The organism is Pseudoxanthomonas sp. SGT-18 (assembly GCF_003931645.1).
Classification (GTDB): Bacteria; Pseudomonadota; Gammaproteobacteria; order Xanthomonadales; family Xanthomonadaceae; genus Pseudoxanthomonas.
Genome location: NZ_RRYJ01000003.1, coordinates 53189 through 74488, shown reverse-complemented (window position 1 = coordinate 74488; position 21300 = coordinate 53189). Strand labels below are relative to the sequence as shown.

Genomic DNA, 21300 nt, shown 5'->3' with positions numbered 1-21300 from the left:
GCCTTCCCGTCACCCATGCGCGCCGGAGGCAGTGCTTGCCGCCGCCGCCGCGGGGCGGTGCAATGGGGCATGAGCCCGGACCTGCGCACGCTCTTTCCCGCCGTCCTCTGCCTGCTGCTGGCCGCCTGCGCGCACGCGCCGCAGCGCAGCCCGCTGGCGCAATGGACGCCTTCGCCCAACCACGACGCCCGGCGGCCCTCGCTGGTCGTGCTGCACGCCACCGAACAGGGCTCGGTGGCGGAGAGCCTGCACACGCTGCGCACCCGCAACAGCGGCGGGCCGGTAAGCGCGCACTACCTGGTCGGCGCCGACGGCAGCGTGCACCAGCTGGTCGACGACCGGCGCCGTGCCTGGCATGCCGGCGGTGGCAGCTGGGGCGCGCTCACCGAGCTGAACTCTGCGTCCATCGGCATCGAGCTGGACAATGATGGCGCCGCACCGTTCCCGCCCGCGCAGATCGAGGCCCTGCTGCGCCTGCTCGAGGACCTGGCCACGCGCCTGGGCATCCCGCGCCACGCGGTCATCGCCCACGCCGACCTGGCGCCCACGCGCAAGCGCGATCCCGGCCCGCGGTTCCCGTGGCAGCGCCTGGCCGAGGCCGGCTTTGGCCTGTGGCCGGATCCGGCCGATGGCGAACCGCCTCCCGGTTTCGATCCGTGGCTGGCGCTGCAGGCCATCGGCTGGCCGCTGCACGACCCGGCCGCGGCGGTGCGCGCCTACCGCCGCCACTACCGCGGCGACGAGGCCGACACCCTGGACGCGGAGGACCTCCGCATCCTGCATTCGCTGGTCCTGCAGGCGCGGCGCCGGCGCTGACCGCCACCCGCGGCGGCCATCGCCGCCATCGGCGCCATGCACTAGATTGGTGCAATGTCGATGAGCGCCGTAGCCGCACCCACCCTCGAACACCTGGCCACGCCCGTGGTCTGGGCCGATGCCCAAGCGCGGATCGCCGGGGTCAATGCCGCCTTCCCGCGCTGGCTGGGGATCGGCCCGCGGCGCCTGGTCGGGCAGCCGCTGGCGGCGCTGGAGCAGGAGGGCGACGCCCTGGCCCGGTTCCTGGAGCAGGACGAGCGCGAGATCCTGCGCCTGCACCGCATCGCCCTGGGCCTGCCCGGCGAGGCCCCGCGTCTGGCCGATGGCTGGGTCACCCGGGTCGAGGGCGGCTGGCTGCTGGAGGCCCATCCCTGCGACGACCTGACCCTGCCGGACGCGGCCCAGGCCCTGCCCGGGGCGTTGCAGGCCGCGCTCAAGGGCCTGGCCCACGAGTTGCGCAACCCGCTGGCCGGGCTCAAGGGCGCGGCCCAGCTGCTGTCGCGGCGTGCCGCCAGCCGCCAGGACGATGCCGGCGAGCGCGAGCTGATCGAGCTGATCGGCTCGGAGATCGAGCGCCTGAGCAGCCTGGTCGACCAGTTGCTGTCGCCGGCGCCGCAGCGGCCGCACGCGCCGTTGAACATCCATGCCGTGCTCGAGCGCGTGCTGCGCCTGGCCGAGGCCGAGGCCGAGGGCCGCCGCCCGGTGCGCATGCAGCGCGACTACGACCCCTCGATCCCGGAATTCCCCGGCGACGCCGACCGCCTCGCCCAGGCGGTGTGGAACCTGGTCAACAACGCTTTGCAGGCGGGAGCCTCGACCATCATCCTGCGCACCCGCTTCGAGCATGGCCTCAACATCCGCGACCACCTGCACGCACGCGCGCTGCGGGTGGAGATCGTGGACGACGGCCGCGGGGTGCCGGAGGAGCTGGCCGAGCACCTGTTCCTGCCGCTGGTCAGCGGCCGCGCCGAGGGCACCGGCCTGGGGCTGGCCCTGGCCCACCAGGTGGCGCGCGAGCACCGCGGCACCCTGACCTTCCGTTCCCGCCCCGGCCATACCGTTTTCACCCTGCTGCTGCCGCAGACCGAGCCTGAAGGAGAGACCGCCGCATGAATTCCGAGAGCCGCCGCGTCTGGGTGGTGGACGACGACCGCTCGGTGCGCTTCGTGCTGGCGACCGCGCTGCGCGACGCCGGCTACGAGGTGGACGGCTTCGAGAACGCCGCCAGCGCGCTGGCGGCACTGCGCGTGCGTGGCGCCCCGGACCTGCTGTTCACCGACGTGCGCATGCCCGGCGACGACGGCCTCAAGCTGCTGGACCGGCTCAAGTCCGCGCACCCGCAGCTGCCGGTGATCGTGATGAGCGCCTACACCGACGTGGCCAGCACCGCCTCGGCCTTCCGCGGCGGCGCCCACGAGTTCCTGTCCAAGCCGTTCGACCTGGACGACGCGGTGGCGCTGGCCGCACGCGCGCTGCCGGCCGAGGGCGCGCCGCCACCGCCGCCGGTGCCGGCCGCCGCCGCCGAGGAGGCCGCCAGCCAGGAGCTGATCGGCGACACCCCGGCCATGCGCGCGCTGTTCCGCGCGATCGGCCGCCTGGCCCAGGCGCCGCTGTCGGTGCTGATCACCGGCGAGACCGGCACCGGCAAGGAACTGGTCGCCAGCGCCCTGCACCGCGAGTCGCCGCGCGCCGATGGCCCGTTCGTGGCGCTCAACACCGCCGCGATCCCGGCCGAGCTGCTGGAGAGCGAACTGTTCGGGCACGAGGCCGGCGCCTTCACCGGCGCGCAGAAGCGGCACGTGGGCCGCTTCGAGCAGGCCAACGGCGGCACCCTGTTCCTGGACGAGATCGGCGACATGCCGGCCTCGCTGCAGACCCGCCTGCTGCGCGTGCTGGCCGAGGGCGAGTTCTTCCGCGTGGGCGGCCGCGAGCTGATCCGGGTGGACGTGCGGGTGATCGCCGCCACCCACCAGGACCTGGAGGCGCTGGTGCAGCAGGGCCGCTTCCGCGCCGACCTGCTGCACCGGCTCAACGTGGTGCGGCTGCAGATCCCGGCCCTGCGCGAGCGCCGCGGCGACATCCCGTTGCTGGCCACCACCTTCCTGCACCGCGCCTCGCGCAAGCTCGGCGGCGGTGCCAAGCGCTTCGAGCCGGCGGCGCTGGCCGCGCTGCAGGCGATGGACTGGCCGGGCAACGTACGCGAGCTGCAGAACCTGTGCTGGCGCCTGGCCGCGCTGGCCCCGGGCGAAACCATCACCCTGGAGGACCTGCAGGTGCTGCAGGCCCCGGTGGCGGCGCCGCCGGCGGCGCCGGCCAGTGCCGCGCAGTGGGACATGCAGCTGCGGCAGTGGGTGCTGGACTGCCTGCGCGCCGGCGCCCGCGACCTGCACGCCGAGGCCCGCGAGCGCTTTGACCGCGCCCTGCTCAACGCCGCCCTGGAGCACACCGGCGGGCGCCGGGTGGAAGCGGCGGCGCTGCTGGGCGTGGGCCGCAACACCGTCACCCGCAAGCTGGGCCCAGGGCGCCGCCGCGAGCGCTGAGCGGCGTGGCCCCGCTGCGGTGCGGGCGCGCCGTCGCGGATGGGGGGCCGCGGCCCTTGATTGCCCGGCAACGCGCCAGCGGACACCATGGCGGTCCGTTCCACTGACCGGTGCACGTGCATGAAGACTCCCGCCCATCCGCGAATCGCATTGCCCGCCCTGGCGGCCCTGGCCCTGCTGGCCGGCTGCAGCACCACCGAGCCGGTGGCCCCGGCACCGCCGGCGCCGGCCGAGCCGGTCGCCACCAGCACCGCGCAGGAAGCGCGCGTGGCGCTGGCCTCGGCCTCCGGCAGCCGGGTCAGCGGCACCCTGGTCCTGGTGCCGATGGACGGCGGCGTGCACGTGCGCGGCCAGGTCGGCGGGCTGCCGGCCAACGGCCAGTTCGGTTTCCACGTGCACGAAAAGGGCGATTGCAGCGCGGCCGACGCCACCAGCGCCGGCAGCCACTTCAACCCGGCCGGTGCCCCGCACGGCCGCGCCGGCAGCGGCGCCCACCATGGCGGGGACATGGACAACATCAGCAGCGACGCCGAGGGCGTGGCCACGGTCGATGCGCACCTGCTAGGGGTGACCCTGGGCGGCGGCGCGGCCAACGACATCGCCGGGCGCGCGGTGATCGTGCATGCCGACCCGGACGACTACCAGAGCCAGCCCACCGGCAACGCCGGCGCGCGCGTGGCCTGCGGGGTGATCAAGGTCGTGCGCTGAGCGGCACCAGGGCCCTCCCCTCCGGCGGACGGAGGGGGCCGGGTCCCGGGCCGCGCGCGAAAACCCGCGCTGCAAGGCGGCGCGGCCGGGGCCACGGTCCGGGCCGCGCTCCGGTGTGCAGGGGCGTGGACGCATCCGCCGCACGCGGGCGGGAAGACGCCGCAACGGCTGCGGGATGCAGCCTGCGGATCAGGCCGCTTGCGAAAGCAGGGCGCGCGCGTCCTGCTGGCCGTTGGCGTGCACGTACAGCACCGGGATGCCGTGTGCCTCCAGCACCGCGGCCAGCTGCCGCTGGCGCGCCAGGAACAGCTCGTACAGCCGCTGCAGGCGCTCGCACTCGCCTTCGCCCGGGGTGCCGCCGTGGTAGTGCGCGCACCAGCCGGCCGGGTCGAACAGGGCCATGCGCGCCTCGCCGTCGGCCAGCCGCAGCAGCGGTTCGGGGCCGGCGTCCAGCCATTCCTCCGAGCCCGGCGCCAGCAGCGCCGCCTCGATCAGGTTCCACAGCGCCGACAGGCCCTGGTTGTCGTACTGCATGGCCATCATCGCCGCCAGGTCGTGGGCGCTGAGGTAGCGCGCATGCTCGATCCGGGCGCGGAAGCCGTCCTGCGCCAGCAGCGCGGTGTCGGCACCGGCCATGCCCTGCGGCAGCAGGCTTTCCTCCAGCGCGCCGGCGACCACCGCCAGGGTCTGCGGCTCGCCGGCGAGGATGAAGGGCAGCACGCGCAGGCCGCCGCCGGTCAGGGCCGGGTCGGCCTGCAGCGGCAGCGGGACGTCGCCGTCCGCATCGGTGCCGAAGGCGACCACGCGCGGGCCCTGGTTGCGGCCCGGGGCACGCATGTGCAGCTCCTCCAGCCGGCGGTGCAGCGACCAGCCCGGGCGCAGGGCCTCGGCCGGGTCGAAGTGGGCGGCGGCCAGGACCAGGTCCAGCGAGGCGACGTCCGGCACCAGCCGCGCCAGGTCGCGGCCCACGGCCACCGCCAGGGTGCCGGCCTCTTCCTGGGACAGCGCGGCGCGGCCGGGCGCCTGCCCCCCGGCCAGCTCCAGCGCGAACACGCCACGGAACACGGTGTCAGCCACGCGCAGTCCTCCGCCGGGAAGGGTGGGACTGGCGGCGCGGGCCGCCGTTCATCGCGAAATGGGTCTGCATCGTTGGCCGCCTGACGGCTGGGGGATACACTTCGGCCATTATGCATTCGGTCGCGTATGCAGACCGTAATCCCGATGGAATCCACCCGAGGTCATCCCATGCCATCCACCCGCCCCGTCGCCATCCTCGGCGGCGTCCGCATCCCGTTCTGCCGCCAGAACACCGCCTACTCCGACGTGGGCAACCTCGGCATGTCGGTGCGCACCCTGGGGGCGCTGGTCGAGCGCTTCGGCCTGCACGGGCAGCAGCTGGGCGAGGTGGCCATGGGCGCGGTCATCAAGCACTCCTCGGACTGGAACCTGGGCCGCGAGGCGGCGCTGTCGTCGGGCCTGTCGCCGCTGACCCCGGGCATCACCCTGCAGCGCGCCTGCGGCACCAGCCTGGATTCGATCATCACCATCGCCAACAAGATCGCGGTCGGGCAGATCGACTCGGGCATCGGCGGCGGCTCGGACACCACCTCCGACGTGCCGATCGTCTACGGCAAGAAGCTGCGCGCGCGCCTGCTGGCCGCCAACCGCGGCAAGACCTTCAAGGACAAGCTGGCCGCATTCAAGGGTTTCCGCCTGTCCGAACTCAAGCCCGAGTTCCCGGGCGTGGCCGAGCCGCGCACCGGCAAGAGCATGGGCGACCACTGCGAGGACATGGCCAAGCAGTGGAACATCTCGCGTGACTCGCAGGACGAGTGGGCGGTGTCCTCGCACAGGAAGCTGGCCGCCGCCTACGAGCGCGGCTTCTTCTCCGACCTGATCGCGCCGTTCCGCGGCGTGGAGCGCGACAACATCCTGCGTCCGGACACCTCGCTGGAGAAGCTGGCCACGCTCAAGCCGGCGTTCGACAAGACCTCCGGCCGCGGCACCCTGACCGCCGCCAACTCGACCCCGCTGACCGACGGCGCCGCGGCGGTGCTGCTGTCCACCGAGGAGTGGGCCCGCGCCCACGGCCACGAGCCGCTGGCCTACCTGCGCGACGCGCACGTGTCGGCGGTGGACTTCGTCCACGGCGAGGGCCTGCTGATGGCGCCGACCGTGGCGGTGGCCGAGATGCTCCGCCGCAACAACCTGACCCTGCAGGACTTCGACATCTACGAGATCCACGAGGCCTTCGCCGCGCAGGTGCTGTGCACCCTGCGCGCCTGGGAGAGCGAGGACTACTGCCGCACCCGCCTGGGCCTGGACGCGCCGCTGGGCCGGATCGACCCGGAGAAGATCAACCCGGTCGGTTCCTCGCTGGCCACCGGCCATCCGTTCGCCGCCACCGGCGCGCGCATCATCGCCACCGCGGCCAAGCAGCTGGCCGAGCGCGGCGGCGGCCGCGCCCTGGTCTCGATCTGCACCGCCGGCGGCATGGGCGTGGTGGCGATCGTCGAGCGCTGATCCCGGCGCCGGCGCAACGAAGAAAGGCGGCCCTGGGGCCGCCTTTCCTTTTCCGGGTCGCCGGGATCCGCGCCGCGGCGGATCACTCCACCAGCCGCGGCAGGCCGTTGGCGTCGCGTTCCTCCGGGGCGGCGTCGGCCGGCGGCTGGAGCAGGCGCGCCGGCAGCGGTTGCACCGGTTCGCCGCGTCCTGCCAGCAGCGCGTTGGCGTAGGCCTGCGCGGCCAGGGCGTGGTCGCCGGCCTCGGCCAGGCCGTCGCCCAGCAGTTCCCAGGCCTCGGCACCGGCGCCCTGTTCCAGCGCCCGCTGCAGGAAGTCGCGCGCCTGCGGCCACTGCTCCTGCTGCCTTGCCAGGCGCGCCAGCGCCACCAGCAGCGCCGGGCTTCCCGGGTGCTGCTGCAGCCAGCGCTGGGCGCTGGCCCGGCGCGAATCCACGTGGCCGACCGGCAGCCGCGCGTACAGGTCCACCAGCTCCTCGTCCCAGTGCGCGTCCAGCGCCTGCTCCAGGTGGCGCATGGCCGCCTCGTGCCAGCCCAGCGCGGCGGCGCGGCGGGCATAGGCCCCGACCACCGCCGGCTCGGTGCGCAGGGTCTTGGGCATGGCTTCCCAGCGCTCGGCCAGCAGGTTGGCGTCGTCGGTCTCCTCCAGCGAGGCGGCCGCCAGGTCGAGCTCCAGGGTGGCCAGCTCGTCGGCCGGCAGCACTGCCTGCTGGCGCAGCGCGCCGAGCAGGCCGTAGGCCTCGCCGGCGCGGTGCACCGCGGCCAGGGCGCGGGCGCGCAACAGCAGGCCGCGCGGCGGCAGCGGCTGCGCCTCGGCCACGTCCAGCGCGTTGATCGCGTCCACCGGACGGCCGCGCGCCAGCATGCGCTCGCCCTGCAGCACCGCGTGCAGCACCGGGTCGCGCTGCGCCAGCTGCGCCAGCCACTGCGCGGCCGCGGCCTCGTCGCCGCGTGCATCGGCCGCGCGCACCGCGCCGGCCAGGGCCAGGGTGCCGGCCTCGGCATCGTCGGCGGCATTGCCGAGCAGGCGTTCGCCCTGGCTCCAGCGACCGCCGTAGACCGCGCGCATGCCCTCGATCAGGCGCCCGCGGCCCTGGCGCTTGCGGTAGCGGCCCCAGGCGCGGAACGGCAGCCGCAGCAGGTGCCAGGCCGCGCCCAGCACCACCAGCGCCAGCGCCGCCAGGGCGATGGCCACCGGCAGGCTGGTGCTGTAGTCGTAACCGCCGGTGCGCACGATCACCCGGCCCAGCGCGGCCGGGTCCTGCTGCGCGATCCATTGCGCGGCCAGCACGCCCAGCACCGCCGCGACCAGCAACGCCACCAGCCATCGATACGGCTTCATTGCACACTCCTCGCTTCGCGCGCGGCCCGCAGCTGCAGCAGGGTGGCTTCCAGCACCGGTTCCTGCAGTTCCAGCGGCTGGCCGCGCAAGGCCTGCAGTTGACCCTGAACCTCGCGCAGGGCGGGTGAATCCGGCCACAACCGGCGGATCGCCGCCTGCGCGCGCTGCAGCGCCGAACCGAACGCCGGCGCGTCGCCGCGCTCGAGCGCGGCGCGGGCCAGGGTCAGCTCCAGCTGCAGGGTGGTTTCGGCGGCGATGCGCTCGCTGCCGGTCAGCAGTTCGTGGCTGCCGGCCGGGCGCACCTGCACCAGCGGCGCCAGCGCGCGCTGCCACCACGGTTGCGGGCGGCCTTCGTCGGCCGCCGGGGCTTCCAGCGGCAGGTCGGCCAGGCGCGCGGCCACCGCGTCCAGGCGCGCGGCGATGGCCGCGCGCGGGCCGGGGCCGAGCCGGTCCAGCGCGGCGCGCTCCTCGGCCAGGGTCTGGCGCAGGTTGAGCAGGCCGGGGTCGTGCAGGCCCTCGAGCAGGCTGGCGGCCAGCGCGTAGGCGCGGCGCGCGCCTTCCACGTCGCCGGCGATGCGCAGGCGCTGTGCACCCATCACCAGCAGCAGCTCGGCCTCGTCCAGGCGCGCGCTGCGGCTGCCGTCGCGGCTGCTGGCGGCCAGCCGCGCGACGTTGTCCTCCAGCAGCGCGTTGCGCTGGCCCAGGCCCAGTACCTCGTCGCGCAGCACGCGGTTGGCATTGGACGCATCACGGATCAGGCGCGACTGGGTGGCCAGGTCGCTGCGCAGGTTGTCCATGCGCGCGATCAGGGTTTCCAGCTGGCGCGCCTGGTCGGCGTTGCGGTCGTGCAGGCGCGCCTGTTGCTGGCGCCAGGCATGCCAGGCGAAGGCGCCGGCCAGCACCAGTACGAGCGGGACCAGCAGCCACGCGAGCGCGCGCGTGGATGGCCGGCGGGAAGGGGGAGTCTCGTTCACGGCTGCATCCTGTTCGGCCGGGCGGGGGGTGCCGCGCTCCAGGCGGCCATCCGGCCAGCGGCAAGCATCGCTTGGCCGCCGCCGCGCCCGCAAGGACTCACCCGGCAACCAGCTGTTGCGCCAGCGCCGCCAGTGCCGCCGGGCGCGGGCTGGCGGCGGAGGCGACGCGGGCGAAGCCGCGCGCGCGCGCCAGTTCCGCCAGGCGTTCGCTGGCGGCGGCCACGGCGCAGCGGCGCAGGACCGCGACCGCGTCCTCCGGCCAGCCGTCCAGCACCCGTTCCAGCGCCTCGCCGCTGCTGACCGCCACGCAGGCCGGGCCCTGCAGCGCGCGCAGCGCGGCCAGCGCGCGCGGCGCCGGCGGCAGCGGCTCCCTGCGGTAGACGTCGGCGCGCAGCACCCGCGCGCCGCGGCCTTCCAGCGTCGGCGCGATCATCCCGCGTCCGCCCGGGGCGGTGACCAGGCCGACGCTGGCGGGCGCGGCCAGCGCGGGCAGCGCCAGCACGCCCTCGCTGTCCATCTGCGCCGGGGCCTGCGCCCGGGCCACGCCGGCGCGGCGCAGGGCGGCGGCGCTGCCGGCGCCCACCGCCAGCCAGGCCTGGCCGGGACCCGGCCGCAGCGGGCGCAGGGCCGCGGCGGCGCGCACCGCCGCCGGGCTGGTGAACAGCACCGCCTCGCAGGCCAGGGCCGCGTCGAGCGCGCGGCGGGCATCGTCGTCGTCGCAGGGGCGCAACGCCCACGGCGACAGCGCCAGCAGGCGCGCGCCATGCCGCGCGGCGGCGCGGCGCATGGCGTCGTGGCCGCCGGCGGGGCGCAGCGAGACCAGGGTCCAGGGCGGAGGGGGTGCAGGCATCCGCGCATTATGCGGGCCGCGGACCGGCCCGGGCCGGGCTTCCGCTACCCTTTGCCGATGACCACGAACGAGCCGCATGACCCCGCCCTGGCCGCCGTGCGCGCGCAGCTGTGCGCGATCCCGCTGGCGCGCCAGATGCAGATCGAGATCGTCCATGCCGGCGACGGCCGCCTGCGCCTGCGCGCGCCGCTGGCGCCCAACATCAACGACAAGGGCTCGGCCTTCGGCGGCAGCCTGGCCTCGCTGATGACCCTGGCCGGCTGGGGCCTGGCCACCTGGCAGCTGGCCCGCGCCGGGCACCCGGCCGACGTGTACGTGGCCGACAGCCACGTGCGCTACCTGGCGCCGCTGTACGACGCGCTGGAGGCGGAGGCCTGGCTGGAGGAAGGGCAGTGGGAGGATTTCCTCGCCACTTTCCGCCAGCGTGGCCGCGCGCGCTGCCGGATCGCCGCGCGCATCGCCCTGCCCGGCGGCGGCGATGCGACCGTGTTCAGCGGCCGCTACGTGGCCATGGCCGGCGGCCGCGCCGCCGGGGCCAGCTGCTAGCATGCCGGCCATGGCCCGCCGGAGGACGACGATGCGCATTCCAGGGATCCTGCTGCTGCTGGCGCTGTGCGCGCTGGTGCTGCCGGCGCATGCCATGGGCAAGCGCCAGGCGCAGGCCCTGGGCCAGGCGCAGGAGGCGTTCGCCGCGGCGGTGCGCTGGAGCGACTACGAGGCCGCGCTGCAGCTGGTCGATCCGGAATGGCTGGCCGCCCACCCGGTCAGCGGGCTGGAACTGGAGCGCTACCGCCAGCTGCAGGTGACCCGCTACCGCGAGGGCACCAGCTCGGTGCTGGCCGACGGCAGCGTCGCGCGCGAGATCGAGGTCGGCGCGGTCAACCGCCACACCCAGGCCGAGCGCACCGTGCGCTGGCGCGAGCTGTGGCGCTGGGACGCGCAGGCGCGGCGCTGGTGGCAGGTCTCCGGGCTGCCGGACTTCTGGGACGGGCACTAGCGGCGGCGCGGCGCGGGGCATGTGCGACAATCGCCGCCCCGTCCCATCCGCATGAAGAACGCGCGCCGTGAATCTTGAGACCCTGATGGCCTTCGCCGGCCGCCACCCGATGCTGTCGCTGGCGCTGGCCGGTCTGACCGTGGCGATCATCTACACCGAGATCGTGCGCCTGCTGCGCGGCTACAAGGCGCTCAAGCCGTCGGAGCTGGCGCTGGTGGCCAACCAGCCCGGCGCCCTGGTGGTGGACCTGTCGGCGATCGCCGATTTCGAGAAGGGCCACATCGCCGGCAGCCGCAACATCATCCCCAGCCAGTTCGACCCGGCCGGCAAGCTGCTGGCCGGCGCGAAGCAGTCGCCGGTGGTGGTGGTGTGCCGCACCGGCATGGCCTCGGCCGGCGCCGCGCGCAAGCTGAAGAAGGCCGGCTTCGAGCAGGTGTACTGGCTCGACGGCGGGCTGGTCGCCTGGCAGGCCGCGGGCCTGCCCCTGGTCAAGGGCCGCTGAGCCCGGCCGCGCCCCGGGGCTACCCGCGTCCGGCGCACGTGCCATAATCCCGCGTTCCGTTCCCGGCCGGTTCAGCCGGCCATCCAACCAGCGATTCCGGAGTCCGAAATGTCCGACGAAACCACCAACGGCGCTGCCGCCCCCGCCCCGCAGGAAGCCGCCGGCGCGGCCTTCAGCGTCGAGAAGATCTACGTCAAGGACGTTTCCTTCGAGTCGCCCAATTCGCCGGCGATCTTTAACGAGCAGGGCCAGCCGGACCTGCAGCTGAACCTCAACCAGCGCGTGCAGCGCCTGAACGAGACCGCGTTCGAGGTCTCCCTGCGCGTCACCCTGACCTGCAAGGTCGGCGAGAAGACCGCCTACGTGGTCGAGGTCGACCAGGCCGGCGTGTTCGGCATCGCCGGCCTGCCGCCGCAGGGCGTGGACGTGCTGCTGGGCACCCAGTGCCCGAACATCCTGTTCCCGTACGTGCGCCAGCTGGTCAGCGACCTGGTCCAGGCCGGCGGCTTCCCGCCGTTCCTGCTGCAGCCGATCAACTTCGACGCGCTGTACGCCGAGACCCTGCGCCAGCGCCAGGCCCAGGCTGCGCAGCAGCAGGCCGCCGAGGGCGACGTGGCCTCGGCCGAGCCGGCCGGCAACGCCTGATCCGGCGGCAAACGCGCATCCGATGACTGCCGCAACCGGCAGCAGCAGGCTGGCGGTCCTCGGGGCCGGGTCGTGGGGCACCGCCCTGGCGACCCTGACCGCCCGCAACGGCCTGGCCACCACCCTGTGGGGCCGGGACGCGGTGGTGGTCGAGGCCATCGACCAGCGCCACGAGAACCCGCGCTACCTCCCGGGCATCCCGCTGCCCGGGAACCTGCGTGCCACCACCGACCTGGCCGCGGCCGTCGCCGGCTGCGACTGGGTGCTGGTGGTGGTGCCCTCGCATGCCTTCACCGAGACCCTGCACGCGCTCAAGCCGCTGCTGCCGGCCGGTGCCGGCGTGGCCTGGGCGACCAAGGGCTTCGAGCCCGGCTCCGGCCGCTTCCTGCACGAGGTTGCCGCCGACGTGCTCGGCCCGGGCGTGCCGCTGGCCGTGGTCACCGGCCCCTCGTTCGCCAAGGAAGTCACCCTGGGCCTGCCCACCGCGGTGACCGTGCACGGCGAGGACCCGGCGTTTACCCGCAAGGTCGCCGCGGCCTTGCACGGCCCCGCGTTCCGCGCCTACACCGGCGACGACATGGTCGGCGCCGAGCTGGGCGGGGCGATGAAGAACGTGCTGGCGGTGGCCACCGGCGTGGCCGACGGCATGGAGCTGGGCCTCAATGCCCGTGCCGGCCTGATCACCCGCGGCCTCAACGAGATGCTGCGCTTGGCCGCGGCGATCGGCGCGCGCCCGGAGACCCTGATGGGCCTGTCCGGCCTCGGCGACCTGGTGCTGACCTGCACCGGCGACCTGTCGCGCAACCGCCGCCTGGGCCTGGCCCTGGGCCGTGGCAAGGAGCTGCACGAGGCGGTGCGCGAGATCGGCCAGGTGGTCGAATCGGTGCAGACCGCCAACGAGGTCATGCGCCTGGCCAACCGCCACGGCGTGGAACTGCCGATCTCCGCCGGCGTGCACGCCGTGCTGCACGGCGAGCTGACCCCGCGCCAGGGCCTGGAGCAGCTGCTGGCCCGCGAACAGAAGCCGGAATACCCGGAAACCCTGTTCCGCTGAGGGCTGCCCGCGCCGGCTCGCGGCGCGGGTCCCCGTGATGATGGATCGACCGGAGCCGCCATCGCAGGCGGCGGCCGGGTGTAGCCGCCGCCGCGGAAGCCGCCTCAGCACCTGCCCTCATCAGCACATGAGCACATGCCATGCATGGCGTGGGCTTTCGCGTGGACGCCGCCGCGTGCCGCTTCCTACATTCGTTGCCCCGGAGGCATCCCCAACGACGAGGTGAGGCAATGAAGGCAGTTGCAGCGCTGCTGTGGTCAGGCACCGCATTGCTGGCCACGCTCCTGCCGGCCGCCGCCGCCGAGGCCGCCGCGCGCTTCCCGAAGGAAGGCATCTGGCGCGGCGAGTTCACGGTGGACGGCGACCCGATCCCGTTCAACTTCGAGGTCCGGGGCCGCGACGCGGCCGACGCCAGCTTCGAGCTGATCAACGGTTCGCGCCGCGATCGCTTCGTGGTCGAGCGCGTGTCCGACGACACCCTGTCCGTGCCGATGAACACCTACGACGCCGCCCTGGTGTTCACCGTGCGCGACGACGGCACCCTCGCCGGCGAGTACCGCGACCTGGTGCCCAGCCGCAACGGCGCGCGCAACATCCCGTTCACCGCCGAGCACGGCAAGGCCTGGCGCTTCGTCGAACCCGGCCGCGAGCAGCCGGCCGGGGTCGACCTCAGCGGCAAGTGGGCGTTGCAGCAGTCCGACCAGGCGCGCCTGCGCGACGACAACCCCGACGAGCGCCGCAACCGCCGCAACCAGGTCGGCCTGTTCCAGCAGCAGGGCAACCGCCTGACCGGCGTGATCATGACCGCGGTGGGCGACTCGCGTGAGCTGGAGGGCGTGGTCCAGGGCAACCGCTTCTGGCTGTCGCACTTCAGCGGCCCCAGCCCGCGCCTGATCAAGGGCACGATCGACGAGGACGGCAACCTGCAGGGCGTGTCCGGCTCGGGCATCTACAACGTGGTGCGCTTCGAGGGCCGCAAGGACCCGGCGGCCGAGCTGCCCGACCCCTACCAGCTGACCTTCCTCAAGGACGGGCAGAAGCGCATCGACTTCAGCTTCCCCGACCTGCAGGGCCGCACCGTCTCCCTGCGCGACGACAAGTACAAGGGCAAGGTGGTGATCGTCGAGGTGATCGGCACCTGGTGCCCGAACTGCACCGACCAGACCTACTTCCTGGCGCCGTGGTTCAGGCAGAACAGGCACCGCGGGGTCGAGGCGGTGGCGGTCGCGTTCGAGCAGGAGGACAGCTTCGAGTACTTCCAGAAAGTGCTGGGCAAGTTCAAGCAGTACTTCGACATCCAGTACGACATCGTGTTCGGCGGCATCGCCGACAAGAAGGTGGCGACCGAGAAGCTGCAGGGCGTGAACTACCTGGCCGCGTTCCCGACCACCTTCATCATCGACCGCAAGGGCGAGGTGCGCGAGATCTACACCGGCTACACCGGCACCGTGACCGGCGAGTACTACGAGCAGTACGTGGCCCGCTTCAACGCGCTGCTTGACGAACTGCTGGCCGAGCCGGACCCGTACGCCAGCGCCGATGGCGGCACTGCGCCGCCGGCCACGCTGGCCGCCGCACCCTGAACCCGGCGCCTGCCGCGGCGGCGGCAGGCGCCATCGCAACGAGGAAGCACCATGAGGGACTGGAAACAGGCCGCCCGCGGCCTGCTGCTGGGCGCGCTCGCCCTCGCCGCGGCGCCGGCGCCGGCGCAGGAAGAAGTGGAACTGGACTGGCGCTGGCGCGCCGAAGCGGTGCCCGGCGCGCCGGGCGAGGTCGAGCTGGTGGCCAACGCGCCGGTGCGCCCGGGCTGGATCGTGTACGCCGCCGGCTTCGACGCCGGGGACTTCGGGCCGCGCCCGGCGCGGCTGGCGGTGGAGTCCGGCGGCCAGGCGCTGCAGCCGCTGCGCGCGGAAGGCGCGCAGGAACGCAGCGGCAGCAACTTCGCCGGCGAGTACCGCTATGCCTACTTCGCCGGGCAGGCCACCTTCCGCCAGCGCGTGCGCCTGGAGCCGGGCGCGCGCGAGGTCAGCGGCACCCTGGCCGGGCAGAGCTGCCACGAGGGCAGCGGGCTGTGCACCCTGTTCAAGGCACCGTTCGCCGTCGTGCCGTGAGGAATGCCGTGGACGCTGCCGCTTTGCGCACGCGCCGCCGCCGTCGTGGCCACGGGCCGCGCCTGCTGCTGGGCCTGGCCCTGGCCGCCGCGGGCCTGGCCGCGCTGCCGTGGCTGGCCGGCGCGGCCGCCACCGCCACCGGCGCACCGGCCGCCGCCGACCTGCCCGCGCTGCGGGTGGAGCTGGGCCGGCGCCTGTTCTTCGACCCGCTGCTGTCCTCCGACCGCAGCACCAGCTGCGCGTCCTGCCACCGCCCCGAGCGCGCCTTCGCCGACGACGTGCCGGTAAGCGCCGGCGTGGGCGGACGCCTGGGCCGGCGCAACACGCCCTCGGTGCTCAATGTCGCCGCGCGCACCTCGATGTTCTGGGACGGCCGCGCCGAGACCCTGGAGGAGCAGGCGATCTTCCCGATCGAGAACCCGCTGGAGATGGACCTGCCACTGGAGCAGGCGCTGGCGCGGCTCAACGCCGACCCGTCCTACCGCGCCGCGTTCGAGGCCGCCTACGGCGGTCCGGCCACCGCGCGCAGCCTTGGCCGGGCCCTGGCTGCGTACCAGAAGACCCTCGAGTCCGGCGATTCGCCCTACGACCGCTACGCGCGCGGCGACGACGGCGCCATCAGCGAGGCGGCGCGCCGCGGCCGCCTGCTGTTCATCGGCAAGGGCAAGTGCGCGGACTGCCATTCCGGCGAGGACTTCACCTCCGACCGCTTCCGCAACATCGGCCTGTACGACGGCGCCGGGCTCGCCGACCGTGGCCGCGGCGAAGTCACCGGCAACCCGGCCGATGACGGCCAGTTCAAGGTGCCCTCGCTGCGCAACGTGGCGGTGACCGCGCCGTACATGCACAACGGCATGTTCGCCACCCTGCGCGAGGTGCTGGAGTACTACAACGACCCGGACCGCGTGGTACCCGGCGCCCACGGCCGCGATGCCTCGATGGCCGGCCCGCTGGGCCTGGACGCGCAGGAGCTGGACGACCTGGAGGCCTTCCTGGTGTCGCTGACCGACGCGCGTTACGCGCCGCTGCTGGAGGCGCGGCGATGAGCGCGGTCGCCATGCCCCGTACCCTGCGCGCGCGCTGGCCGTTGCTTGGCGCATTGCTTGCCGGCGCCGTGGTCCCGTCGCTGCATGCGAAGGACACAGGACCGCCGGGCCTGCTGCCGGTGGAGCAGGCGTTCGCCCTGGACGCGCGGCTGCAGTCGCCGACCCGGCTGCGCCTGCACTGGCGCGTGGCCGACGACTACTACCTCTACCGCGAACGCATCCACGTACGCGCGCTGGACGATGCGCCGGCGCCGGAACTGCGGTTGCCGCCGGGCGTGGCCAAGGACGACCCGTACCTCGGGCCGGTCGAGGTCTACCGCGGCGAGGCAAGCGCCGAGGTCGTGCTGGCGGCGCCCGCGGCGCCGGCCACGGCCACCCGCCTGCGCGTGGTGGTGCAGGGCTGCCACGAGGTCGAGCCGCTGGTCTGCTATCCGCCGCACGCCACGGTGCTGCGGATCGACGGCGGCCTCGTGCGGGTGGAAGGCGCGCCGGACGCGGGCGCCACCGCCACCGTAGCCGTGGATGCCGGGGTAGCCGGCGCGACGGGATCCGGAACCGCCGCAGCCGCCGCCACCGGCGCTCCGGCCGTGGCCGCGCTGCTGCTGTCGGCCGTGCTTGGCGGCCTGCTGCTCAACCTGATGCCCTGCGTGCTGCCGGTGCTGTCGCTGAAGGTATTGTCGCTGGCCGGATCCGGCGGCTCGCCGCGCCATGCGCGCCGCCGCGCGCTGGCCTATACCGCCGGCGTGCTGCTGGCCTTCGCCGCGCTTGGTGCCATCGTGCTGGCCCTGCGCGGCGCCGGCCTGGCCGTGGGCTGGGGCTTCCAGCTGCAGCAGCCGGTGGTGGTCGCGTTCCTGGCCTGGGTGATGCTGGCATTGGGCCTGTCGCTGTCGGGCGTGGTCCTGATCGGCACCCGCCTGGGCGGCGCCGGCCAGGCCCTGGCAGGCCGCGACGAGTTGGGGGGCGATTTCTCCACCGGCGTGCTGGCGGTGGTGGTAGCCAGCCCCTGCACCGCGCCGTTCATGGGCGTGGCCCTGGCCGCGGCCTTTGCGCTCCCGGTCGCGGCCGCGCTGGGTGTGTTCCTGGCGCTGGGGCTCGGGCTGGCGCTGCCGTTCCTGCTGGCGGGCTTCGTCCCGGCGCTGGCCACGCGCCTGCCGCGCCCGGGGCCGTGGATGGAAACCCTCAAGCAGGCGCTGGCCTTCCCGCTGTACGCCACCTCCGCGTGGCTGGCCTGGGTGCTGGTGCGCCAGCACGGCAGCGAGGCCCTGGGCTGGCTGCTGGCCGGGATGCTGTGGCTGGCACTGGCGCTGTGGGCCAGCGAGCGCCTGCGCCACGTCGGCAACGGCGGACCGCGGCTTGCGGCCTTGCTGCTGGCGCTGGTCGCGGCCTGGCCGCTGTACCGGATCCACGCCCTGCCGACGGCGGCACCGGAGCCGGCGCGGCAAGCGGCCGACGGCAGCCTGCCGTACTCGGCGCAGGCGCTGGCGCGGCTGCGCGCCGACGGCCGCACCGTGTTCGTGAACATGACCGCCGACTGGTGCGTGACCTGCAAGGCCAACGAGCGCCGGGTGTTCGCGCGCGCGCCGTTCCGGACCGCCCTGCATCGCAGCGGTGCGGTCTACCTCAAGGGCGACTGGACCCGGATGGATCCGGAGATCACCGCGTTCCTGCGCGAGCACGGCGCGGTCGGGGTGCCGCTGTACGTGGTGTTCCGCCCCGGGGGCGCCGGCCGGGTGCTGTCCACCGTTCCCACCGAGGCCCAGGTCGAGGCCGCGCTGCAGGGAGATGCCTCATGAAACGCACGTCCGCCCGCGCGCGCCACCGCCGCTTCGCCTGGCTGCCCCTGGTGCTGTGCGCCGCCATCGCCCAGGCCGCTGCGCCCGCGCACGCGCCGCCGCTGGAGCAGTGGCGCGGCCAGCCGGTGCTGCTGAACTACTGGGCGACCTGGTGCGCGCCGTGCCTGCGCGAGATGCCGGAGCTGGATGCCTTCGCCGCCGCGCAGGCCGGCAAGCGCGCGGTGCAGGTGGTGGGCATCGCCCTGGACGAGCCGGCCAGCGTGCAGGCCTACCTCGCGCGGCGGCCGGTGCGCTACCCGGTGCTGGTCGAGGCCGTGGACTACGGCCAGGCCGGCAGTTCCGCGCGCTATGGCAACCGCCTGGGTGTGCTGCCGTACTCGGTCCTGCTCGACGCGCAGGGCAGGGTGCTGCGCAGCAAGGCCGGCCCGCTCACCGCCGCCGAACTGGCGGCCTGGACGGCGGCGGCGCGCTGAGCCGCCGCCGTGCATTCCTTCCACGACCCCGGAGTCCCGCCATGAAACCGCTGCGCCCGACCCTTGCCGCCCTGCTGCTGGCCGCCACCGCCGGCGCCACCGCCGCACCGCTGAGCTACACCATCGACCCGACCCATACCGATGTGCTGGTGAGCTGGGACTACCTCGGCTTCGCCCGCCCCACCGCGCGGCTGGAGGCCACCGGCACCGTGGTCTACGACCCCGCCAGCCCCGCCACCTCGCGGGTGGACGTGGTGCTGCCGCTGGCGAGCTTCGACGGCCACGTGGAGCGCCTCAACCAGCGCGTGCAGCGCGAGGACTATTTCGATTCCGGGCGCTTCCCCGAGGCGCGCTTCACCAGCCGCTCGGTGCGCGTGGACGGCCAGCGCCTGCAGGTGGCCGGCGACCTGACCCTGCGCGGGGTGACCAGGCCGGTCGAGCTGGAAGCCGTGGTGACCCGCGCCGCGCAGCACCCGGCCAAGGACGCGCCGGCGCTGGGCGTGTCCGCCAGCACCCGCATCCGCCGCAGCGAGTTCGGCCTGGTGCAGCAGCTGCCGCACATCGGCGACGAACTGGAGATCCGGATCCAGCTCCTGGCCCTGGCCGGCGGCGTGCAGTAGGCCTGGCGCCAACACCGCATCCGGGATGCACGCGCCTGGCACGCGCGGCGCTGGCATCCGGATGCGGCTTAGGCTGCGTAGGCCGGGGCGCCGCACTCCAATGGCACCGGCCGTGGCAGCGGCCCGGATCCCGCCAGTCTTCGATGGCGCACGCAGGCGCGGCACGCCTGGTGCGCCCGCCCGCATGGCCTTGGCTACTGCGCGGCGCTCAGCGCCGGCGGCGCAGCAGGGTGCCGGTCTCGCGCCAGTGCGGCACCGGCCATTCCGGCGTGGCCTCGCCGCCGGCGACACGGCGCACGTCGCGCACGTCGGCCCCGACCATGCGCGCGACCAGCTCGGCGGTGTAGTCGCGCAGCAGGCGGTCGCGGCGCAGCAGCAGCCAGGTGGTGCAGGTGGGCAGCAGGTGGTCGGCCGGCAGCGCGACCAGGTCCTCGCCCTGGATCGACTCCACCGCCATCTCCGCGACGATGCCCACGCCCAGGCCGCTGCGCACGTAGGTCGCGATCAGGTCGGCATCGCGCGCGGTGACCGCCACCTGCGGTTCCAGTGCGGCGGCGCGGAACGCGCGCTGCAGCGAGGAACCGGGCTCGCGGCTGGATTCGTAGCTGACCAGCGGGTAGTGCACCAGGTCGTCCAGCTGCAACGGCCGGCCCAGGCGGGTGAGGCGGTGCCGCGCCGGCACCACCACCACCCGCTCCCAGTGGTACAGCGGCAGCCGGATGTCGCCCGGCGGCGGATCACCGCTGCTGCTGACGATGGCCAGGTCGGCCTCGCCGCGCGCCAGGCGGGCCAGCGATTCGCCGTCCCCGCCCGGCGCCAGGTGCATGGCCACCTGCGGGTAGCTGCGCTTGAGCGCGGCCAGCACCGGGGGCAGCACGTGGCGGGCCTGGGTGTGGGTGGTGGCGATGTGCAGTTCGCCGCCGCTCTCGCGGCGCAGGTTCTCGCTCAGCGCGCGGATGTTGGCCGCATGCGCCAGCAGCGGGCGCGCGTGCTCGAGCACGCGTTCGGCCGCCGGGGTCAGCGCGGTGAGGCTGCGCGCACGGCGGGTGAACAGCAGGAAGCCCAGTTCCTCCTCCAGCTGCTTGATCTGCTTGGACAGTCCCGACTGGGTGGCGTGGACCTTGCGGGCCGCAAGCGTGATGTTGAGCCCGGCATCGACGATGGCGGCGAAGTAGCGCAGCTGGGTCAGGGTCATCGCGGGACACGGAGCGTGGTCGCTGCGCGAGTCTGTCATGGCGTCCGGCCCGTGGACCGCCCGCGGCCATGCGCGATGCTCATGACGACATGAGCAGGCGGCCTATGCGCAAAAAAAGAGCCCGGCACGAGGCCGGGCTCCGGGTGGCTGGCGCGAGGGAGAGGGGACACGCCAGCACTGTCCCCGCAGGGCGGGCGGGGGAGAGAGACCTCCCGCCCTGCGCGGAGGACGCGGGTTACCAGGTGAAGCGCGGGCCCACGAACCACTGGGTGTCACCGTCGACGAACTTCACGTCGCCGCTGATGCCCCAGTTCTGGTTGAACTTGGCCAGCGCACCGACGCGGCCGTAGAACTCGCCGTCGTACTCGTCGCCGTCCTCGTAGCCGGCCATCACGTAGCCTTCCAGGTTCGGATGCAGCGAGCCGCGCACGCCGACCTCGGCGCTCCAGCCGTCGTAGTCGAAGCCGCGGCCGGCATCGAACTTCTCGTAGGCGACCTTGGTGACCAGGTCGACCGCCGGGGCGACTTCGCGGTTGTAGCCGACGCCGAAGCGGTACTGGTCGAAGTCGACCGAGCTGTGGTCGATCTCCTGGTTGCTGTAGCCGCCGAACAGGTGGAAGTTGGGGGCGATGGCAACCGAGCCGTCCACGCCGAAGCCGTCGGCGTCCGCGCCGTCGGTATTGGTGGCGGTGTAGCCACCCTGGACATAGTTGTACGACACACCATCGGCAGCGCTGGCAGCGAACGGCAGGGTGGCGACCAGGGCCAGGGCAAGCAGGGAATTCTTCTTCATGTACGGACTCTCTTGTCTCGTTGTTATGGGCCTATGAACGAAACGTTCCCGTTCACGGCAGGCGCATTATTCGCCCCCACCCGCAACATGGCCTGAATATAGAACTGACCAGTACATGAATTAGCGGCGCATCCGGGGAACTTTTGGAAGCGCCGCGTCGCAGCGTCCGAGGGGGTTCTACGCCCGCAGGGCGGCTGTGCCGTCCCACTGGGGAGTACCCCGGTGCCCAGGCCCGGGGAGGGATGGGCTCGGCGAGGGCAGCGGACAGCTGGCCGGTGCGTTGCAGGCCGACGGCGTAAAGATCCGAAGGGATCTTCCTGG

Annotated in this window: 22 protein-coding genes; 16 read left to right on the top strand and 6 right to left on the bottom strand. The window is 74.0% G+C overall.

Features of this window, described 5'->3' with window-relative positions:
- Positions 1-69: 69 nt before the first annotated feature.
- From EIM47_RS05770 to EIM47_RS05755, 4 genes are all read left to right on the top strand, one after another.
- Complete coding sequence (locus tag EIM47_RS05770) at positions 70-816, top strand: N-acetylmuramoyl-L-alanine amidase (protein WP_125076369.1); 747 nt, start codon at positions 70-72, stop codon at positions 814-816.
- A 54-nt stretch (positions 817-870) separates the two neighbouring features.
- Complete coding sequence (locus EIM47_RS05765) at positions 871-1929, top strand: ATP-binding protein (RefSeq protein ID WP_125076368.1); 1059 nt, start codon at positions 871-873, stop codon at positions 1927-1929.
- Complete coding sequence (ntrC, locus tag EIM47_RS05760) at positions 1926-3356, top strand: nitrogen regulation protein NR(I) (RefSeq protein ID WP_019399317.1); 1431 nt, start codon at positions 1926-1928, stop codon at positions 3354-3356. The genes EIM47_RS05765 and ntrC overlap by 4 nt, the downstream gene beginning before the upstream one ends.
- A gap of 120 nt (positions 3357-3476) precedes the next feature.
- The gene (locus EIM47_RS05755) at positions 3477-4064 is read left to right on the top strand and encodes a superoxide dismutase family protein (protein ID WP_125076367.1); all 588 of its coding nucleotides are present in this window, start codon (positions 3477-3479) and stop codon (positions 4062-4064) included.
- A gap of 189 nt (positions 4065-4253) precedes the next feature.
- Here EIM47_RS05755 and EIM47_RS05750 read toward each other — a convergent pair whose 3' ends face one another.
- Positions 4254-5141, bottom strand: a complete 888-nt coding sequence (locus EIM47_RS05750) for a hypothetical protein (protein WP_019399315.1) — start codon at positions 5139-5141, stop codon at positions 4254-4256.
- Positions 5142-5309: 168 nt separating this feature from the next.
- Here EIM47_RS05750 and EIM47_RS05745 point away from each other — a divergent pair, with 168 nt between their 5' ends.
- Positions 5310-6587, top strand: coding sequence for an acetyl-CoA C-acetyltransferase (locus EIM47_RS05745; protein WP_019399314.1), 1278 nt, complete (start codon positions 5310-5312; stop codon positions 6585-6587).
- A gap of 82 nt (positions 6588-6669) precedes the next feature.
- Here EIM47_RS05745 and EIM47_RS05740 read toward each other — a convergent pair whose 3' ends face one another.
- The 3 genes from EIM47_RS05740 to EIM47_RS05730 all read right to left on the bottom strand — a co-directional run bounded on the left by EIM47_RS05740 (position 6670) and on the right by EIM47_RS05730 (position 9750).
- Positions 6670-7926, bottom strand: a complete 1257-nt coding sequence (locus EIM47_RS05740) for a heme biosynthesis HemY N-terminal domain-containing protein (protein WP_028914347.1) — start codon at positions 7924-7926, stop codon at positions 6670-6672.
- Positions 7923-8900 (bottom strand): uroporphyrinogen-III C-methyltransferase, encoded by a 978-nt coding sequence (locus tag EIM47_RS05735; RefSeq protein ID WP_028914348.1) that lies wholly within the window; start codon positions 8898-8900, stop codon positions 7923-7925. The genes EIM47_RS05740 and EIM47_RS05735 overlap by 4 nt, the downstream gene beginning before the upstream one ends.
- A gap of 97 nt (positions 8901-8997) precedes the next feature.
- A complete protein-coding gene (locus EIM47_RS05730; RefSeq protein WP_125076366.1) occupies positions 8998-9750 on the bottom strand; it encodes a uroporphyrinogen-III synthase in 753 nt (250 codons plus the stop codon).
- Between the two features lie 57 nt (positions 9751-9807).
- On the opposite strand from EIM47_RS05730, the gene EIM47_RS05725 reads away from it, so the two are divergent.
- The 11 genes from EIM47_RS05725 to EIM47_RS05675 all read left to right on the top strand — a co-directional run bounded on the left by EIM47_RS05725 (position 9808) and on the right by EIM47_RS05675 (position 18991).
- A complete protein-coding gene (locus EIM47_RS05725; RefSeq protein ID WP_019399303.1) occupies positions 9808-10296 on the top strand; it encodes a YiiD C-terminal domain-containing protein in 489 nt (162 codons plus the stop codon).
- A 31-nt stretch (positions 10297-10327) separates the two neighbouring features.
- Positions 10328-10747, top strand: coding sequence for a hypothetical protein (locus EIM47_RS05720; RefSeq protein WP_125076365.1), 420 nt, complete (start codon positions 10328-10330; stop codon positions 10745-10747).
- Positions 10748-10814: 67 nt separating this feature from the next.
- Positions 10815-11249: a rhodanese-like domain-containing protein gene (locus EIM47_RS05715; RefSeq protein WP_205948690.1), complete on the top strand. Its 435-nt coding sequence runs from the start codon at positions 10815-10817 to the stop codon at positions 11247-11249.
- Between the two features lie 108 nt (positions 11250-11357).
- A complete protein-coding gene (gene secB, locus EIM47_RS05710) occupies positions 11358-11894 on the top strand; it encodes a protein-export chaperone SecB (protein ID WP_019399306.1) in 537 nt (178 codons plus the stop codon).
- 22 nt (positions 11895-11916) lie between these two features.
- Positions 11917-12948 carry an NAD(P)H-dependent glycerol-3-phosphate dehydrogenase gene (locus tag EIM47_RS05705; RefSeq protein ID WP_125076364.1) on the top strand — a complete coding sequence of 344 codons (1032 nt, stop codon included), beginning with the start codon at positions 11917-11919 and terminating at the stop codon, positions 12946-12948.
- Positions 12949-13178: 230 nt separating this feature from the next.
- A complete protein-coding gene (locus tag EIM47_RS05700; RefSeq protein WP_125076363.1) occupies positions 13179-14531 on the top strand; it encodes a TlpA disulfide reductase family protein in 1353 nt (450 codons plus the stop codon).
- 51 nt (positions 14532-14582) lie between these two features.
- On the top strand, positions 14583-15059 hold the full coding sequence (locus tag EIM47_RS05695) for a disulfide bond formation protein DsbD (protein ID WP_125076362.1): 477 nt from the start codon (positions 14583-14585) through the stop codon (positions 15057-15059).
- An 8-nt stretch (positions 15060-15067) separates the two neighbouring features.
- The gene (locus tag EIM47_RS05690) at positions 15068-16105 is read left to right on the top strand and encodes a cytochrome c peroxidase (protein ID WP_028914353.1); all 1038 of its coding nucleotides are present in this window, start codon (positions 15068-15070) and stop codon (positions 16103-16105) included.
- Positions 16102-17898, top strand: coding sequence for a protein-disulfide reductase DsbD domain-containing protein (locus EIM47_RS05685; RefSeq protein ID WP_240626169.1), 1797 nt, complete (start codon positions 16102-16104; stop codon positions 17896-17898). The genes EIM47_RS05690 and EIM47_RS05685 overlap by 4 nt, the downstream gene beginning before the upstream one ends.
- Positions 17895-18371: a TlpA disulfide reductase family protein gene (locus EIM47_RS05680; protein ID WP_019399405.1), complete on the top strand. Its 477-nt coding sequence runs from the start codon at positions 17895-17897 to the stop codon at positions 18369-18371. Before EIM47_RS05685 ends, EIM47_RS05680 begins: the two co-directional genes overlap by 4 nt.
- A gap of 41 nt (positions 18372-18412) precedes the next feature.
- Positions 18413-18991, top strand: a complete 579-nt coding sequence (locus EIM47_RS05675) for a YceI family protein (RefSeq protein ID WP_019399406.1) — start codon at positions 18413-18415, stop codon at positions 18989-18991.
- Positions 18992-19199: 208 nt separating this feature from the next.
- Here the strand turns inward: EIM47_RS05675 and EIM47_RS05670 are convergent, their stop codons facing one another.
- Positions 19200-20186 (bottom strand): LysR substrate-binding domain-containing protein, encoded by a 987-nt coding sequence (locus tag EIM47_RS05670; protein WP_125076361.1) that lies wholly within the window; start codon positions 20184-20186, stop codon positions 19200-19202.
- 235 nt (positions 20187-20421) lie between these two features.
- Entirely contained in the window at positions 20422-20979 is a 558-nt protein-coding gene (locus EIM47_RS05665) for an Ax21 family protein (protein WP_125076360.1), read from the bottom strand.
- Positions 20980-21300: the final 321 nt, after the last annotated feature.

Coding starts and splice junctions, on each gene's coding strand:
- EIM47_RS05770 (WP_125076369.1), top strand. CDS start 70: ATGAGCCCGGACCTGCGCACGCTCTTTCCCGCCGTCCTCTGCCTGCTG.
- EIM47_RS05765 (WP_125076368.1), top strand. CDS start 871: ATGTCGATGAGCGCCGTAGCCGCACCCACCCTCGAACACCTGGCCACG.
- ntrC (WP_019399317.1), top strand. CDS start 1,926: ATGAATTCCGAGAGCCGCCGCGTCTGGGTGGTGGACGACGACCGCTCG.
- EIM47_RS05755 (WP_125076367.1), top strand. CDS start 3,477: ATGAAGACTCCCGCCCATCCGCGAATCGCATTGCCCGCCCTGGCGGCC.
- EIM47_RS05745 (WP_019399314.1), top strand. CDS start 5,310: ATGCCATCCACCCGCCCCGTCGCCATCCTCGGCGGCGTCCGCATCCCG.
- EIM47_RS05740 (WP_028914347.1), bottom strand. CDS start 7,926: ATGAAGCCGTATCGATGGCTGGTGGCGTTGCTGGTCGCGGCGGTGCTG.
- EIM47_RS05730 (WP_125076366.1), bottom strand. CDS start 9,750: ATGCCTGCACCCCCTCCGCCCTGGACCCTGGTCTCGCTGCGCCCCGCC.
- EIM47_RS05725 (WP_019399303.1), top strand. CDS start 9,808: ATGACCACGAACGAGCCGCATGACCCCGCCCTGGCCGCCGTGCGCGCG.
- EIM47_RS05720 (WP_125076365.1), top strand. CDS start 10,328: ATGCGCATTCCAGGGATCCTGCTGCTGCTGGCGCTGTGCGCGCTGGTG.
- secB (WP_019399306.1), top strand. CDS start 11,358: ATGTCCGACGAAACCACCAACGGCGCTGCCGCCCCCGCCCCGCAGGAA.
- EIM47_RS05705 (WP_125076364.1), top strand. CDS start 11,917: ATGACTGCCGCAACCGGCAGCAGCAGGCTGGCGGTCCTCGGGGCCGGG.
- EIM47_RS05700 (WP_125076363.1), top strand. CDS start 13,179: ATGAAGGCAGTTGCAGCGCTGCTGTGGTCAGGCACCGCATTGCTGGCC.
- EIM47_RS05695 (WP_125076362.1), top strand. CDS start 14,583: ATGAGGGACTGGAAACAGGCCGCCCGCGGCCTGCTGCTGGGCGCGCTC.
- EIM47_RS05685 (WP_240626169.1), top strand. CDS start 16,102: ATGAGCGCGGTCGCCATGCCCCGTACCCTGCGCGCGCGCTGGCCGTTG.
- EIM47_RS05680 (WP_019399405.1), top strand. CDS start 17,895: ATGAAACGCACGTCCGCCCGCGCGCGCCACCGCCGCTTCGCCTGGCTG.
- EIM47_RS05675 (WP_019399406.1), top strand. CDS start 18,413: ATGAAACCGCTGCGCCCGACCCTTGCCGCCCTGCTGCTGGCCGCCACC.
- EIM47_RS05670 (WP_125076361.1), bottom strand. CDS start 20,186: ATGACCCTGACCCAGCTGCGCTACTTCGCCGCCATCGTCGATGCCGGG.
- EIM47_RS05665 (WP_125076360.1), bottom strand. CDS start 20,979: ATGAAGAAGAATTCCCTGCTTGCCCTGGCCCTGGTCGCCACCCTGCCG.